This is a genomic window from Nonomuraea sp. NPDC001831, assembly GCF_042892035.1.
GTDB lineage: Bacteria > Actinomycetota > Actinomycetes > Streptosporangiales > Streptosporangiaceae > Nonomuraea.
This window is the reverse complement of record NZ_JBIATU010000007.1, coordinates 202,107-215,366: the sequence shown is the minus strand read 5'-3', so window position 1 is coordinate 215,366 and position 13,260 is coordinate 202,107. Positions and strand designations below refer to the sequence as shown.

Sequence of the window (13,260 nt, the reverse complement as noted above, 5' to 3'; positions counted from 1 at the left end):
GATGCACGGCCGGGCACCGGTTCAGCCCACCGCGTAGGCGCGGATGACCGTCTGGGTCAGCCGGGTGGTGGGGGTGTCCGTGACGGTTGCGCGCAGGGAGACGAATCCCGCTGTGCGGGGGTTGGGGACCACCGCCAGCCAGCCCCGGGCGGATCGTGTCACCGGGACGGGACGCCAGGTTCGGCCGTCGTCGTCGGAGGTCTCAAGGCGTATCCGGGTGCTCTCCTTGCGGGATGAGGGGTCGAGGGTGATGGGGGTGCCGGTGCCCGGGCGGGCGCGGTTGTGGTCGTCCAGGGTGGGGGTGAGGCGGACCGCCGTCAGGGGCGGCGGGCGGTGGCCGTCGGCGCTGGAGGCGCGGAACGTCCAGACGGACTCGACGGCGGTCGAGAGGGCGGAGTAGGGCACCTGGCGGCGGGCCGACGCCTTCAGGGTGTACGTGGCGGGCTCCGGACGCAGGGTGGCGTGGAGCACGCACTCCTTGGGCCGTTCCGTCGCGCATCCCGCCAGGTCGGTCTCGGCCAGCGTCCGGCCGCCGGCGGTGAGGGTGGCGGTGCCGGTGGCCGCGTCGTCGGCGCCCCTGTGGCCGGCGACGCCGTCGGCGAACAGCTCGCCCACCGGAACGGTCAGCTCGTCGCCCGATCGGGTCGCGACGGGCGCGGACGGACCCGTCACGGCGGCGTTCCACACCTCCGTGGTGCTCCCCCGCTCCAGCCTGACCGGGGTGCCGGCCACGAAGGACGTGCCGACCTGGAAGACGCTGTCCCACACCAGTCCCGGCGTCCGGTAGTGGGTGAGGGTGCTCGGCAGTTCCAGCTCCTGGTCGGGGCTCGCCGTGATCCCGGGCCTGTCCTCGACGAGCCTCGGGCCGAAGTACGGAAGTCCGGTCGCCGCCGTGGCCGCGGCCCGGTACGTCGCCGTCACCTTGGCCAGGTCCACCCGCCGGGCGGCGTAGAAGGGGTTGTCCGGCAGCCCGTCGGTGTGGGTCTTGACCAGGTCGTAGACGTACGGGCTCGGCGTGCGGGTCCTGCTCGTCCACATGTTCCTGGTCAGGAATCGCAGGCCCGGCGCGCGTGCCGGGACGACGTAGGTGTCCCAGCCCGGTGCGGACCAGCTCGAGAAGCCGTAGGACCACGCGCCGTCGGCCAGTTCGACGATGAGTTCGGCGCCCGGCGCGGCGTCCGGGTCGTCCACGCTGAAACCGACTCGCCTGCCGTCGCGGGCGTCGACGGTCACCTGCCGGTCCTGGTCGAGATCGATCCGCGCGTGGGCCAGGGTGTGTCCCCCGTCGTCGTAGATCTCGGTGTACAGGTTCCACTCGCGCTCGGGCAGCCTGAGCCGGGCCGTCCCGTCAACGAGGGGGACGTCGCGGCCGGCGCCCGTCCGCGCGTCGTACACCTGGACGAAGGCCGCCTCGGCGGGCCGGCCGGCCCGGTCGAGCGCCTTGACGGTCACGTTGTGGGACTCGGGCTCGACGTACGCGCCGGCGAGGGTGCGGATCACCGTGTCGCCGGACCTGGCGATGATCGTGGCCAGGTGATCGCCGGACGCCTCGTCCTTGGCGTCGATCGTCACCGTGACGGTCGCCTGCCCCTTGGCGGGCACCTGGAGACGTCGCGCGGAGAGCCGCACCACCTCGCCGTCGGCGGTCAGGTCGAGGTCGACGGGGGTGTCACCGGCGTTGTCGTACGTGACGGTCCCGGTGGACACCCGCTCGCCCGTCCCGTCGGAGGGGAAGTACGCCCACACGCGCTCCGGCACGGCGACGACCTGCTGGGCCAGCGCGCGGACGACGTCCACCCGGCCGGTCCCCTGCCGGTACGGCGTCAGGCCGGGGAGCGGCGTGGCGCTGCCCGTCAGCGCGGCCTTGAGCCGTTGCCCGGTCCAGTCGGGATGAAGCTGGGCGAGGATCGCCGCGGCGCCCGCCACGTGCGGCGCGGCCATGGAGGTGCCCGACATCGCCACGTGCGCCTCGGTCCCGGTCCCGCCCGCCTTCGCGGCCACGATCCCCACTCCGGGCGCGGTGATGTCCGGTTTGATGGCGTGATCGCCCTCACGGGGGCCGCTGCCCGAGGAGGCGGCGATGCGGTCCTGGTGGTCGACGGAGCCGACGGTGAGCGCGGCGTCCGCGCTGCCGGGGCTGGTGACGACGGTGCTCTTGTTGCCCGAGGCCGCGACGAACAGCGTGCCGTACCGCTGCGACAGCGTGTTCACCGCCTGCTCGACCGGGTCGAGGTCCAGGGTGTCGGGGGCGCCGAAGCTCAAATTGACGATCTTGGCCTTGACCTCGGCGGCGGCCCACTCCATGCCCGCCAGGATCGCCGACTCGGTCAGTCCGAAGGCGGTGCCGGCCTTCGCGACGGCGAGCTTCGCGCCGGGCGCGATCCCCCGGTACTTCGCGTCGGCCCCCGCGATGATCGAGGCGACGTGGGTGCCGTGCCCGGTGTTGTCGCGGATGTCGGGCTCGTCGGTGAAGTTCTTCTCCTGGGTGACCACGCCTTTCAGGTCGGGGTGGTCGGGGTCGTACCCGCTGTCCAGGACGGCCACCGTGACGCCCTTGCCCGTCATGCCCTGCTTCCAGGCCTGGGTCGCGCCGATCTGCTCGGCGCTCCGGTCGAGGCTGTAGGAGCGGCGGCCGTCCAGCCAGAGTTTGGTGGATCCGGCCGTCAGGGAGCGGGCGCCGGCCGCCAGGTCCTGCCAGGTCTGCCCGGCGGACGCCTTGGGAACGTTCATCGCGCTCATCCCGAGCCCGCCGAGCGGCCGAGCCGGCTCGGTCCCCCGGAGCGCCGGGGCCGTCCCTCGGGACGACTGGACGATCAGCGGGATGTCCGGCCGGTCGGCGTCGCCGTACCGCCAGGCCAGCAGTTGGGTGACGTCGAACAGCCGCCGGTCGAGCAGGCTCGCCGCGACCAGCGGCCGGGCGTCGGACGGGATCACGTACAGGTGACCGTCCTGGACCTGGCCGCTGAACGCCACCCGCCGGCCCGGACCCGGTTGCACGCGGTATCCGCCGCCGCCGGTGACCACCACGCGGTCACCGGTGATCAGCGTGACGCCGCCCGCCCGGCCCGCGTCCACGGGCTGCGGAAGGTCGTCCTGACGGTCCGGCGCGGGCACGACGCCGACCGTCGCGGCCACCAGGACGGCGGCCAGCGCCTTGTTCGGGATCACGGGCATCCGGCCTTCTCCTTCAGCGTGCGCACGAGGTCGGCGGGCAGGTCCGAGTCGCTGACCTGGACTGCCGCCTTGCCGGCCATCGTCAGGTAGCCGCCGACGACGTGCATGGACTCCGGGACCGACGTCTTGGTCACCGGCTCGGTGTTCTTGCCCTCGTCCGTCCAGAAGGCGGGACCGAGGACGTCGAACGCCTGGATGTCCACCCCCCGGTCCTTGAGCAGGGCGCGCACCTCGCTGACGGGCCTGTTGTAGTACGGCGCGCAGTGCATGGGCTCGCCGGGCACGTCGAAGCCGGTGATGATCTGGTATTCCTCACCGGGACGCGCCTCCCGGCCGAGGAAGAGCTCGGCCGAGCCCTTGAAGTCCCGGCGGACCTTGATGCTGATCGGGCAGCCGCCTATCGTCTCGCAGCCTTCCTGACGGTCGATCACCTTGATCCCGTCCGGTTCCACCATGCTCGGGGCGACCGAGCCGACGCTGCTGGGTGTGGAGGGCAACAGGCGCAGCGTGATGTCGAGGCCGGCGTCGCGCAGCTGCCGCTGGTACTCCTCCGGCTTGGCGAACACGTCCTTGACCTCGATGACGAAGTAGCCGCCCTCCTCCTTGACGTCCAGGGCAGAGGCCGAGGCGGGCCCGAGGGCGACGACGACGGCCAGCGACGCCGCGAGGGCGCCCAGCGCGGCCGGCAGCACGAACAGGGCACGCCGCCTTTTGGGCGCGGGCAGGGCCGGAGCGGGCTCGTCCTCCATGATCTTGTACATCGTCTCCATGGCGCCGGGCGTCAGTCCCGGCCCCGCGGGCGGGGCGAGCCGCCTGACGATGTCGTCGGGCTGCGGGTTCATGAGGTCTCCTTGGCGAGCCGGACGGCCCGCGGGCCGTACCGGGCGAGATCGGGGTCGGCGGCGGCGAGCTCGGCGGCCAGGCGCTTGCGTGCGCGGTGCAGGCGCTGCCGGACGGCGAGGCGCGAGCAGCCGAGCACCTGCGCCAGCTCGGCGTTGCCGAGCCCCTCCCAGGCGACCAGCGAGAGCACCTCGCGGTCGTCGGCGGACAGCCGCATGAAGGCCGCGCGGGCGGTCTCGGGCACGGGGTCCGCCGCCGGGCCGGTCCATTCCGCGAGCTCGGTGCGCAGGCGCGTGGTGAGCGCCGCCCGGCGGGACTCGCCGCGGCGGTGGTTGGCCAGGGTGCGCCGGGCCACGCCGTACAGCCAGAGCCGGGCGCGGTCGCCGGTCGGCACCTCGCCGAGCCGCCGCCACGCGGTCGTGAACGTCTCGGCGATGACGTCGGCGACGTCGTGAGGGTCGTCGCTGCGCCGCCGCACATAGCCGGAGACGGTCGCGTAGTGCTCGGTGTAGAGCTCCTCGAAGCGTTGCCGGGGGTCCGGTGGGCCCACGCGGTCGTCCCTTCCGTAGGGGTATGTCACAACAAGCAGGTGTCCGGATGGTTCCAGACGTGACAGACGAATACGGAGAAGGCCGCTCGGCGTCGGTGCCGCTATCTCGGAGGGTCGGTGACGCCGCCTTCGCCCTGCCGGTCGGCGTTAGCGCGGGCCCCGGAGGTCGTCTGGCCGAAGAAGAAGCCGAGAATGACCAGGAAGGCGCTGGCCACGAGCTCGGGGATCGCGGTCGCGGTGAACATCGCGATGACGAGGGCGACGCCCAGCAGAATGAGCAGCACCGCGCCGATGAGAATGGCCACCGGTTCCCGTTCGAGGAACGACCAGCGCATCCGCCATTTCCGCTCGCTGATCTCGATGTCCCTCAGGGCCATGTCGATGTCGTCGAGCTGCGAGGCGGCGGTCTGCTCCGCCAGCGCGCGCTGCTCGCTGAGCAGAGAAGAGATCATCCCGTAGAGCTCGTCGCGGACCTCCGGGTCGTCGACCTTCCGGCTGACGACCTCCTGGACGTCCTGCAGTTGTTCCTGCGGATAGACGACGCGAATACGGTCGATGACGGCTCGCTTTCGCTCCAGCAATATGGGCAGGGCGCCGATGGAGACCGTCGCCTCGGCGCCGGTCTTGGCGATTATCGCGCCGGCCGAGGCGCTGATCTTCAGCGCGAGCGTGCCGAACTGTGACGGGTGCGCGATAGCCCGGTTCACCCGGTCGAGCGAATCCTTCAGCTCGGTCAAGGACTGCTGCTCGATCTGCTGCTGGCCGAGCCCCATGAGCTGCATCTGGGGTTCGTAATAAGCCCGCGCGGTCTCCACGTAACTCGCCAGTTGGGAAACCGGGACGATGGGCGTTCGGCTCATGACCGGAAACCCTAACCGGACCGGCAGGTGAACAGCGGCGGAAATCTGGGACTGGCGTTATCGATGTTATTGATGGGATGATCCCACAACTGATTGTCGATTCCAGCAGAAGGGGTTGTCGAATGAGTCCGTCTTCCCGGGCGCTGCCGATGGCGGGGTTCATGTTCTCCGCCGTCGGAGTGGGCGGCGTGGTTCTGCAGATGTTGAGCGTGGCCTATCCGGACGGCGATCCGGCGAAGGCGCGGGCGGCCGCGGGGTTGTTGCGGCAATTGGCGGGACGCGTGGACGCCAGCCTTGACGACGTCGAGGAGGTCGCGTCCCGGGTCTGGCTGCCGCCGAATTCCGGCGTGGGCATCGACGCGTTCCGGACGTATTTCAACCAGGAGATCGCGCCTTATCCGCCGCGCGTCGCCGCCTACATCCGAGGGCTGGCGGACGCGGTCGAGGATTACGCCGAATTGCTGGAACGGACCCAGCACACATTGCGCACGATGGCCATGATCCAGTGGATCGAACTGCTGATGTTCTTCTGCTGGCCGGCGATCGACAAGAAGGTCCAGGTGATGATCAACTGGGCGATACGCAGGTCGCAGGCGCGGCTGTTGCTCAAGATGTTCGAGAACGCCGTGGGCAAGCGGTTCATCTACGCCGTCGGGGGCAGCCTGGCCTACACCGTGCTCGACCAGGCGGTCGTCGACGGGCTCAAGCTCGCGAGGGGCGAGGACACCGGCTCCTGGGGGGACCGCGGCGAGTACATGCTGAAGAACTTCGCCGCGGCCATGGTCTTCTACCACGTGGACCCGGCCAACTTCGGCAAGGCCGCCAACGTGCTGCCGAAGAACCCGGCGGCGCGGAACGCGGTCGTGTTCCTGACCGGGTCCACCATTTTCAGCACCACCGCCAACGCGCTCAACCGGCCGGGCGACGTCGTGGACGACCCGGTCAGCCTGTTGCCGACCTGGCAGCAGATGCTCGCCAAGCTGGGGGTCGCCGCGGGCCAGGACCAGTTCAGGCGGTGGCGCCGGTACTGAGTGCCGGTCACGTCGTCAGTCCCGGGTGAAACGACGGATCTCGTCGGCGAACGGGCTCAGACCGGTCGTCATCAGGCCGGTCATCTGGGCGGCGAGGTCCTCGGCCGCGGCGTTCGCGGCGGCCAGCACGGCCTCGGCCAGGGCGTCCGCGCCCAGTCGCATGGCCCGCGGATCGATGCGCAGGCCGCCGAGCGCGCCGGTCGGCAACACCTCGGCCGTCACCTGGCCGTCGGCGGCCTCGCCACGGCCGCGGACGGCGTCGAGGCTCTCCTGCAACTCCTCCAGCGGGCGGACGTCGGCCTGGAACTGGCCGAGGAGGTGGCGCATCTCGTCGTCGAGGTAGGGGGTGGGGTCTTCGGGGGTGGTCATCGGGGGCTCCAGGGGTGTCAGATGAGCTGTCCGTCCTTGGGGGCGAGCTTGGGCGGGTCGGACACTTCGGGCAGGGATGCGATGGTGGCCCAGTTGGCGACGTCGAAGCTGGTCCGCATCTCGGCCAGGCGGTCGGCCACCGCCGGGTAGACCTCGCGCAGGGCGTCGACGTAGGTCTCGGCCTTTCCCAGGGCCGTCGCGTAGTTCTTCTTGAAGGTGTTCGCGGTCTCGTCGGTGCCGGCGAAGTCGCCCAGTGCGTCGAGGGCGTCGAGGATGCGGCGGGTGTCGTTCGCGAATTCGGTGCGCTCGGCCAGGAAGGCGCCGGCGGCCTTGGTGAAGGTGGTGCCGTGCACCTCGGTGGTCGGCATCCCAGGGCCCTGGGGGCCGGCCGCGCCGGGGGCGGGGGCCGAGGGGGTGGCGCTCGGGGCGGGAGCCACCCCTGAAGGGCTCGGTGTCGCACTGGGGGTGGTGGTCGGGGTCGGGGTCGGGCTCGCGGTGGGGGTCGGACTTGCGGTGGGGGTCGGGGTCCCGGTGGGGGTCGGGGTGCCGGTCCCGGTCGGGGTCGGCGCCGGCGTCCCGGTCGGAGATGGGGTCCCGGTGGGGGTCGGGGTCCCGGTCGGAGTCGGGGTCCCGGTGGGCGACGGGGTTGCCGTGGAGGTGGGGGTCGGGGTGGGGTACGGGGTCGTGGGGCTGGGGGTCGGGGGCTCACTGGGGGTCGGGGGCGTGGGGCTCGGGGCGGGCGTACCGGTCGGGGTGGGGGTGGGCGGCTCGTAGGTGGGCATGGCGGTTCTCCTGTCGGTACGTGGCCGCCGGCGGCGCACGGGGAGTTGTCCACAATACCGACAGGAATAGCAGGAAGTCGCTACGACTCGTGGACGGGGGCGAGATCGGCGAAGATGCGGTAGTCGGAGATCAGGCCGTCGTCCCGGGTGCGCCAGATGGACACGGCCACCACCGCGGCGTCCTTGCCGTCGAGCCGCCGGTACGTCACCTCGGTCTCGGCGATCGTGTCGGCCCCCACCTGCCAGTCCCGGACGATCCGGTGCCGCAGGCCGCCGATGGTCGAGTAGAACGTCCGCAGGCCGGCGGCGACGGCGTGGCGTCCCACCATGGGCTCGGCGTTGCCGAACACCAGGGTGGCGTCCTCGGCCAGCAGCTCGGCGAACGTGTCGGGGTCGAACGAGTCGACCGCCTGGAAAACGCGTCGTACCACATCGTGGGACATGTTGATCATTCCTCACGTGGACGGGGTCCGCTGGTGGGGACGATACGGGACGACGCGTTCCCGTGCGACAGGCCGGCGCGTCCGGCGCTTCCGGCACACAGCCGGGCGTTCCGGCGGGTGCTCAGGCGGGCGAGGTCCCGCCGGGAGCGGCCGGCGACTCGAAGGTGATCGACACGATGGCGCTGATGGCGAGGTTGTGCTCCCGGACGCCGGAGGTCCGCTCCGAGGACTCGACGGTGACGACGGAGTCGCCCCGGCGGGTGACGTGGCCGGTGAAGGAGTCGCCGCTGAGCAGGCGTACCGAGATGACCCGGTTCTCGTGGCGGGCGTTGTCGAGGAGCGCGATCCAGGAGGTGATGAGCCCGGCTCCGGGGGGTTCGAAAGGGTCTTGGGTCATGAGCAGCCCTCTGCCCCGAACAGAGGGAAGGGAACGGCCGGTCCGGGGACCTCACCGGCAGGAAAGGACGCCCGGCTCGCGCTCAGCGCGTGCAGCCCTCGCCGGACAGGGAGCCGTTCCAGGAGAAGGCCGTGCGGCACAGGTACGTGCCGGGGTCGGGGCCGGCCATGATCGTGACGTTGACGTTCACGTAGCCGACGCCCTCGCAGTCCCGGCCGGAGATCGTGCCGTGGTCGATCCGGCCGAGGAAGCAGGTGTAGGCGCCGTCGGCGCGGGCGGCCTGCGCGGGCAGCAGCGAGCAGATGAGCGCGGCCGCCGCGGCGACGGCCGTACGCCGGATGAGGATCACGGCTCCACGCTAGGAAGCCCTCGGAGGACCACCTAGTACGACATGTCACCGGTCGTCGTGAAATTTCGCAGGATGTCGTGTGACGAATTCACGCGCCCTTCAACAGCAGGACATCCAGCGTGGATACCTTTCGACCCTTATCTGTAGATTTGCTGCCAAGGGAAGCGTCATGTCTCGTTCGTTCATCGCCCTGCTGGCCGTCGGCGCGGCCCTCGCCACCACCGTCGCCGCGCCCGCCGACGCCGCCTCGGGACGGCAGCCGCGCGTCCTGTCCGACGTGACGCTGCCCGCCCCCGACCTGGCCGCCTTCGAGCCGGACATCGTCAAGAACTCCCGCGGCGTCAAGCTGGGCGGCCTCGGCAGCGGCCTGTTCCCGGCCACGCGCGCGGGCGAGTACTGGATGGTCACCGACCGCGGCCCGAACGGCGAGCCCAAGATCAACGGCGAGAAGCGGCGCACGTTCCCGGTGCCGGAGTTCGCCCCGGCGATCGTCCGCGTGGCCGTGCGGCACGACGCGGCGCGCATCGTGCAGAGCATCCCGCTGAAGACCTCCGACGGCACCCCGATCACCGGCCTGTCCAACCAGTCCGGCCACGACGAGATCCCCTACACCTGGGACGGCCTGACGCAGCTCCCCTACGACCCGAACGGCCTGGACACCGAGGACCTCGTCACCGACGGCCACGGCGGCTTCTGGCTGGTGGACGAGTACTCCCCCTCGCTGCTGCACGTGGCGGGCGACGGCCGCGTCCTGGCCAGGTACGTGCCCAAGGGCCTGAAGCTGACCGGCGCCGGCTACCCGGTCCACGAGACGCTGCCCGCGATCCTGGCGACCCGGCAGCAGAACCGCGGCATCGAGGCGCTCGGCGTCTCGCAGGCCGAGCGCGCGCTGTACCTGGCCGTGCAGAGCCCGCTCGCCAACCCCGACAAGAAGACCGGCAAGGCGTCGAGCACGGCCCGGATCCTGCGGGTGGACCTGCGTACCGGCCGCCCGACCGGCGAGTGGGCCTACACCATGGAGAACGTCGCCGCCTTCGACCCGGCGGCCGAGCAGGGCGACATGAAGATCTCCGCCCTGAACGTGCTGAGCCCCGGCCGCCTGCTGCTCCAGGAGCGCACCGACGCCGTGGCCCGCCTCTACACCGTGGACCTGCGCCGGGCGACGAACCTGCTCGGCGGCCGGCACGACGACCCGGCCACCACGCCCTCGCTGGAGGCGTCGCTGCCGTCGGACGTCACCGTCGCCACCAAGGCCCTGGCCGTGGACCTGGCGGCGATCCCCGGCCTGCCCGGCAAGATCGAGGGCGTCGCCCTGCTCGACCCGGTGACGCTCGCCGTGGCCAACGACAACGACTTCGGCCTCGGCACCTTCGACGCCGACGGCCGCCTGGTGGACTCGGGCGTGACCAGCCGGATCCTGACGATCCGGCTGGCCAGGCCGCTCTTCTGAGCCGTCCCGTCAGGACAGCGTGCTCGCGTACGGGTCCCAGCCGGCGGGCAGGGGCTCGGGGGCCGTCGCGGCCGAGGTGATCGGGCGGAACTCGGCGCGTTCGCCCGACTCGGTGATGGCCGTCATGAGCTCCAGCACGTGCAGCGTCAGCTCGCCGGAGGCCCGGTGCGGCGTGCCCGCGCGCAGCGACCGGGCCAGGTCGAGCACGCCGATGCCGCGCCCGGCCTGCTCGGCGGCGACGGGCAGCTCGCGCCAGTCGGCGTCGTGCGGGCCGCGGACCAGCAGCGGGCCGCCGAAGGTGTTGGGGTCGGGCAGCAGCAGGGCTCCTTCCGTGCCGATGACCTCGATCAGCTTGCGGCTGACGGGCGAGTCGAAGCTGAAGGTCGCGGTGGCGGTGGCCGTGCCGGGGAAGTCCAGCAGGGCGTTGACGTGGGTGGGCACGTCCACGGGGAACAGGGTGCCGGCCTTGGGGCCGGAGCCGACGACCCGCTCGGCGCGGGCCCTGCGGGTGCCGCCCGCGACCCGGGCGACCGGGCCGAGCAGGGAGACCAGCGCGGTCAGGTAGTAGGGGCCCATGTCGAACAGGGGGCCGCCGCCGGGCCGGTAGTAGAACTCGGGATCGGGGTGCCAGGACTCCGGGCCCAGGTTCTGGAAGGCGACGGTGATCCCGACCGGCTCGCCGATCAGGCCGGAGCGCAGGGCGTGCGCCGCGGCCTGGAGCCCGGGGCCGAGGAAGGTGTCGGGGGCGCCGCCGACGCGCAGGCCCAGGTTCGCGGCCTCGGCCATGACCTTGGCCGCCTGGTCCATGTCCAGGGCGAGCGGCTTCTCGCCGTACACGTGCTTGCCGGCGCGCAGGGACTCCAGCGCGACGGCCGCGTGCGCGGCCGGGACCGTCAGGTTGACCACGATCTCGACCTCGGGCAGGGCGAGGATCTCGGCCAGGCTGCCCGAGGCGGGCACGCCGTGCTCGCGGGCCGCCGCGGCGGCCCGGCCGGTGTCGAGGTCGGCCACGCCGAGCACCCGCACGTCGGGGAAGGCGGTGAGGTTGCGCAGGTACTGGGCGCTGATCACCCCGGCGCCGACGACCGCGACGCCGACGGGCCCGCCGCTCACGAGCCCTCCAGGCCGGTCAGGTAAGCATGGCTGTCGGCCAGGGCGGTGAACAGGTCGGTCGCGCACGTGTCGAGCTCGACGATCCGCCAGGCGTCCGGCGCGGCGGCCAGGATCTCGGGCACCGGCATCGCGCCCGCGCCCACCGCCGTGTGCGGCTCGCCCTTGACCATCGGCCCGTCCTTGACGTGCAGCGCGAGCGTGCGCCCGGCCAGGCGGCCGAGCAGGGCGGGCACGTCGGCGCCGCCCACGGCCGCCCAGTACGTGTCGATCTCCAGGAACACCTCGGGGACCAACAGGTCGGCCAGCGCCTCGATGGCGTGCCGGCCGTCGATCCTGGGCTCGATCTCCCACCAGTGGTTGTGGTAGCCGATGCGCATGCCGTGCCCGGCCGCCTGCTCGGCCAGGCCGTTCAGCAGGTCGGCGGTGCGCGTGAGGCCGTCGCGGGTGGTGAACTCGGCCTCGGGGACGCCGCCGGGGATGATCACCAGGTCGGCGCCGACCGTGGCGACGGCGTCGAAGACCTCGGCGGGCTCCTGACTGAGCAGCGCGTACGCGTGCGTGCTGCTCACCGCGAGCCCCAGGTCGTCGATCACCTGGCGGAAGCCCTTGGGGTCGGCGGTCGGGTCGAAGGGCTCGACGGCGCCGTAACCGATGCCCGCGATGCGCTCAAGGGTGCCGTCGCGGTCGGCGGCGAGCTGCTCCCTGACGGTGTAGAGCTGGACGCTGAGCGGCCTGGTCATCCACGGACCCCCATGAGGTGTTCGAGGGCGAGCTGGTTGAGCCGGGTGAAGTGGAAGCCGCGCCGGGCCGCCGCCTCGGGGTCGAAGTCGTCGCCGGCCAGGTCCTGCCAGGTCTCGCCGGCGGCCAGCGTGGGCCGGGCCAGCTCGTCCACGCGGGAGGCGCGCAGGGCCTCCTGGACCTCGGGGTCGGCGCGGAAGGCGCGCGACTTCTCCTTCAGGATCAGGTACGTGCGCATGTTCGCGGCGGCCGAGTCCCACACGTCGTCGGGGTCCTCGGTGCGCAGCGGCTTGTAGTCGAAGTGCCGGGGGCCGTCGTAGCCGCCGTTCTCCAGCAGGTCGACCAGGAAGAAGGCGCTCTTGAGGTCGCCGTGGCCGAAGATCAGGTCCTGGTCGTACTTGGGGCCGTGCTGGCCATTGAGGTCGATGTGGAACAGCTTGCCGTGCCACAGCGCCTGGGCGATGCCGTGGACGAAGTTGAGCCCCGCCATCTGCTCGTGGCCGACCTCGGGGTTGAGGCCCACCATCTCGGGGTGCTCCAGGTCGTTGATGAGCGCCAGGGCGTGGCCGATGGTCGGCAGCAGGATGTCGCCGCGCGGCTCGTTGGGCTTGGGCTCCAGGGCGAAGCGCAGGTCGTAGCCGCGGTCGAGGACGTACTGGCAGAGCAGGTCCAGGCCCTCCTTGTAGCGGTCGAGGGCCGCCTTGACGTCCTTGGCCGCGTCGGACTCGGCGCCCTCGCGGCCGCCCCAGCACACATACGTGGTCGCGCCGAGCGAGGCGGCCAGGTCGATGTTGCGCATGACCTTGCGCAGGGCGTACCGGCGCACGTCGCGGTCGTTGCTGGTGAACGCGCCGTCCTTGAACACCGGGTGGGTGAACAGGTTCGTGGTGGCCATCGGGACCTTCATCCCGGTCTCGTCCAGGGCCTTGCGGAAGGCGGCGATCGCCTTGTCCCGGTCGGGCTCGACGGCCAGCAGGTCGTCGTCGTGGAAGGTGACGCCGTACGCGCCGAGCTCGGCCAGCCGGTGCACGCTCTCGACGGGGTCGAGCGCGGGACGGCTCGCGTCGCCGAACGGGTCACGGGCCTGCCAGCCCACGGTCCAGAGTCCGAAGGTGAAGCGATCGGCTGGTGTCGGAGTGAAGGATGACATTTGCTGACGTCCCC

The 13,260-nt window shown here is 71.8% G+C and carries 14 protein-coding genes; 2 read left to right on the top strand and 12 right to left on the bottom strand.

The window, feature by feature from the left end; translation table 11 throughout:
- Positions 1–21 precede the first annotated feature (21 nt).
- From ACFYYW_RS24120 to ACFYYW_RS24105, 4 genes are all read right to left on the bottom strand, one after another.
- On the bottom strand, positions 22–3,174 hold the full coding sequence (locus tag ACFYYW_RS24120) for a S8 family serine peptidase (protein WP_387651647.1): 3,153 nt from the start codon (positions 3,172–3,174) through the stop codon (positions 22–24).
- Positions 3,165–4,016, bottom strand: a complete 852-nt coding sequence (locus ACFYYW_RS24115; protein ID WP_387651644.1) for a hypothetical protein — start codon at positions 4,014–4,016, stop codon at positions 3,165–3,167. Before ACFYYW_RS24115 ends, ACFYYW_RS24120 begins: the two co-directional genes overlap by 10 nt.
- On the bottom strand, positions 4,013–4,564 hold the full coding sequence (locus ACFYYW_RS24110; protein WP_364415848.1) for an RNA polymerase sigma factor: 552 nt from the start codon (positions 4,562–4,564) through the stop codon (positions 4,013–4,015). Before ACFYYW_RS24110 ends, ACFYYW_RS24115 begins: the two co-directional genes overlap by 4 nt.
- 101 nt (positions 4,565–4,665) lie before the next feature.
- A complete protein-coding gene (locus ACFYYW_RS24105; protein WP_387651641.1) occupies positions 4,666–5,424 on the bottom strand; it encodes a hypothetical protein in 759 nt (252 codons plus the stop codon).
- Between the two features lie 122 nt (positions 5,425–5,546).
- Between ACFYYW_RS24105 and ACFYYW_RS24100 the strand changes: the two genes are divergently transcribed.
- Positions 5,547–6,455: a hypothetical protein gene (locus ACFYYW_RS24100; RefSeq protein WP_364415846.1), complete on the top strand. Its 909-nt coding sequence runs from the start codon at positions 5,547–5,549 to the stop codon at positions 6,453–6,455.
- A gap of 15 nt (positions 6,456–6,470) precedes the next feature.
- On the opposite strand, the gene ACFYYW_RS24095 is transcribed toward ACFYYW_RS24100, so the two are convergent.
- From ACFYYW_RS24095 to ACFYYW_RS24075, 5 genes are all read right to left on the bottom strand, one after another.
- A complete protein-coding gene (locus tag ACFYYW_RS24095) occupies positions 6,471–6,824 on the bottom strand; it encodes a YbaB/EbfC family nucleoid-associated protein (RefSeq protein ID WP_352321333.1) in 354 nt (117 codons plus the stop codon).
- A 17-nt stretch (positions 6,825–6,841) separates the two neighbouring features.
- Positions 6,842–7,192: a hypothetical protein gene (locus ACFYYW_RS24090; RefSeq protein WP_387651638.1), complete on the bottom strand. Its 351-nt coding sequence runs from the start codon at positions 7,190–7,192 to the stop codon at positions 6,842–6,844.
- Between the two features lie 494 nt (positions 7,193–7,686).
- Complete coding sequence (locus ACFYYW_RS24085; protein ID WP_352321329.1) at positions 7,687–8,049, bottom strand: nuclear transport factor 2 family protein; 363 nt, start codon at positions 8,047–8,049, stop codon at positions 7,687–7,689.
- 121 nt (positions 8,050–8,170) lie between these two features.
- Entirely contained in the window at positions 8,171–8,446 is a 276-nt protein-coding gene (locus ACFYYW_RS24080; protein WP_352321328.1) for a hypothetical protein, read from the bottom strand.
- A gap of 82 nt (positions 8,447–8,528) precedes the next feature.
- The gene (locus ACFYYW_RS24075) at positions 8,529–8,795 is read right to left on the bottom strand and encodes a hypothetical protein (protein ID WP_352321327.1); all 267 of its coding nucleotides are present in this window, start codon (positions 8,793–8,795) and stop codon (positions 8,529–8,531) included.
- Between the two features lie 169 nt (positions 8,796–8,964).
- On the opposite strand from ACFYYW_RS24075, the gene ACFYYW_RS24070 reads away from it, so the two are divergent.
- Positions 8,965–10,245: an esterase-like activity of phytase family protein gene (locus ACFYYW_RS24070; RefSeq protein ID WP_387651633.1), complete on the top strand. Its 1,281-nt coding sequence runs from the start codon at positions 8,965–8,967 to the stop codon at positions 10,243–10,245.
- A gap of 9 nt (positions 10,246–10,254) precedes the next feature.
- Here ACFYYW_RS24070 and ACFYYW_RS24065 read toward each other — a convergent pair whose 3' ends face one another.
- The 3 genes from ACFYYW_RS24065 to xylA are packed head-to-tail and all read right to left on the bottom strand — an operon-like array spanning position 10,255 to position 13,246.
- The gene (locus tag ACFYYW_RS24065; protein WP_387651630.1) at positions 10,255–11,358 is read right to left on the bottom strand and encodes a Gfo/Idh/MocA family protein; all 1,104 of its coding nucleotides are present in this window, start codon (positions 11,356–11,358) and stop codon (positions 10,255–10,257) included.
- Positions 11,355–12,098 (bottom strand): sugar phosphate isomerase/epimerase family protein, encoded by a 744-nt coding sequence (locus tag ACFYYW_RS24060; RefSeq protein ID WP_387651627.1) that lies wholly within the window; start codon positions 12,096–12,098, stop codon positions 11,355–11,357. Before ACFYYW_RS24060 ends, ACFYYW_RS24065 begins: the two co-directional genes overlap by 4 nt.
- On the bottom strand, positions 12,095–13,246 hold the full coding sequence (gene xylA / locus ACFYYW_RS24055) for a xylose isomerase (RefSeq protein WP_352321322.1): 1,152 nt from the start codon (positions 13,244–13,246) through the stop codon (positions 12,095–12,097). Before xylA ends, ACFYYW_RS24060 begins: the two co-directional genes overlap by 4 nt.
- Positions 13,247–13,260 lie beyond the last annotated feature (14 nt).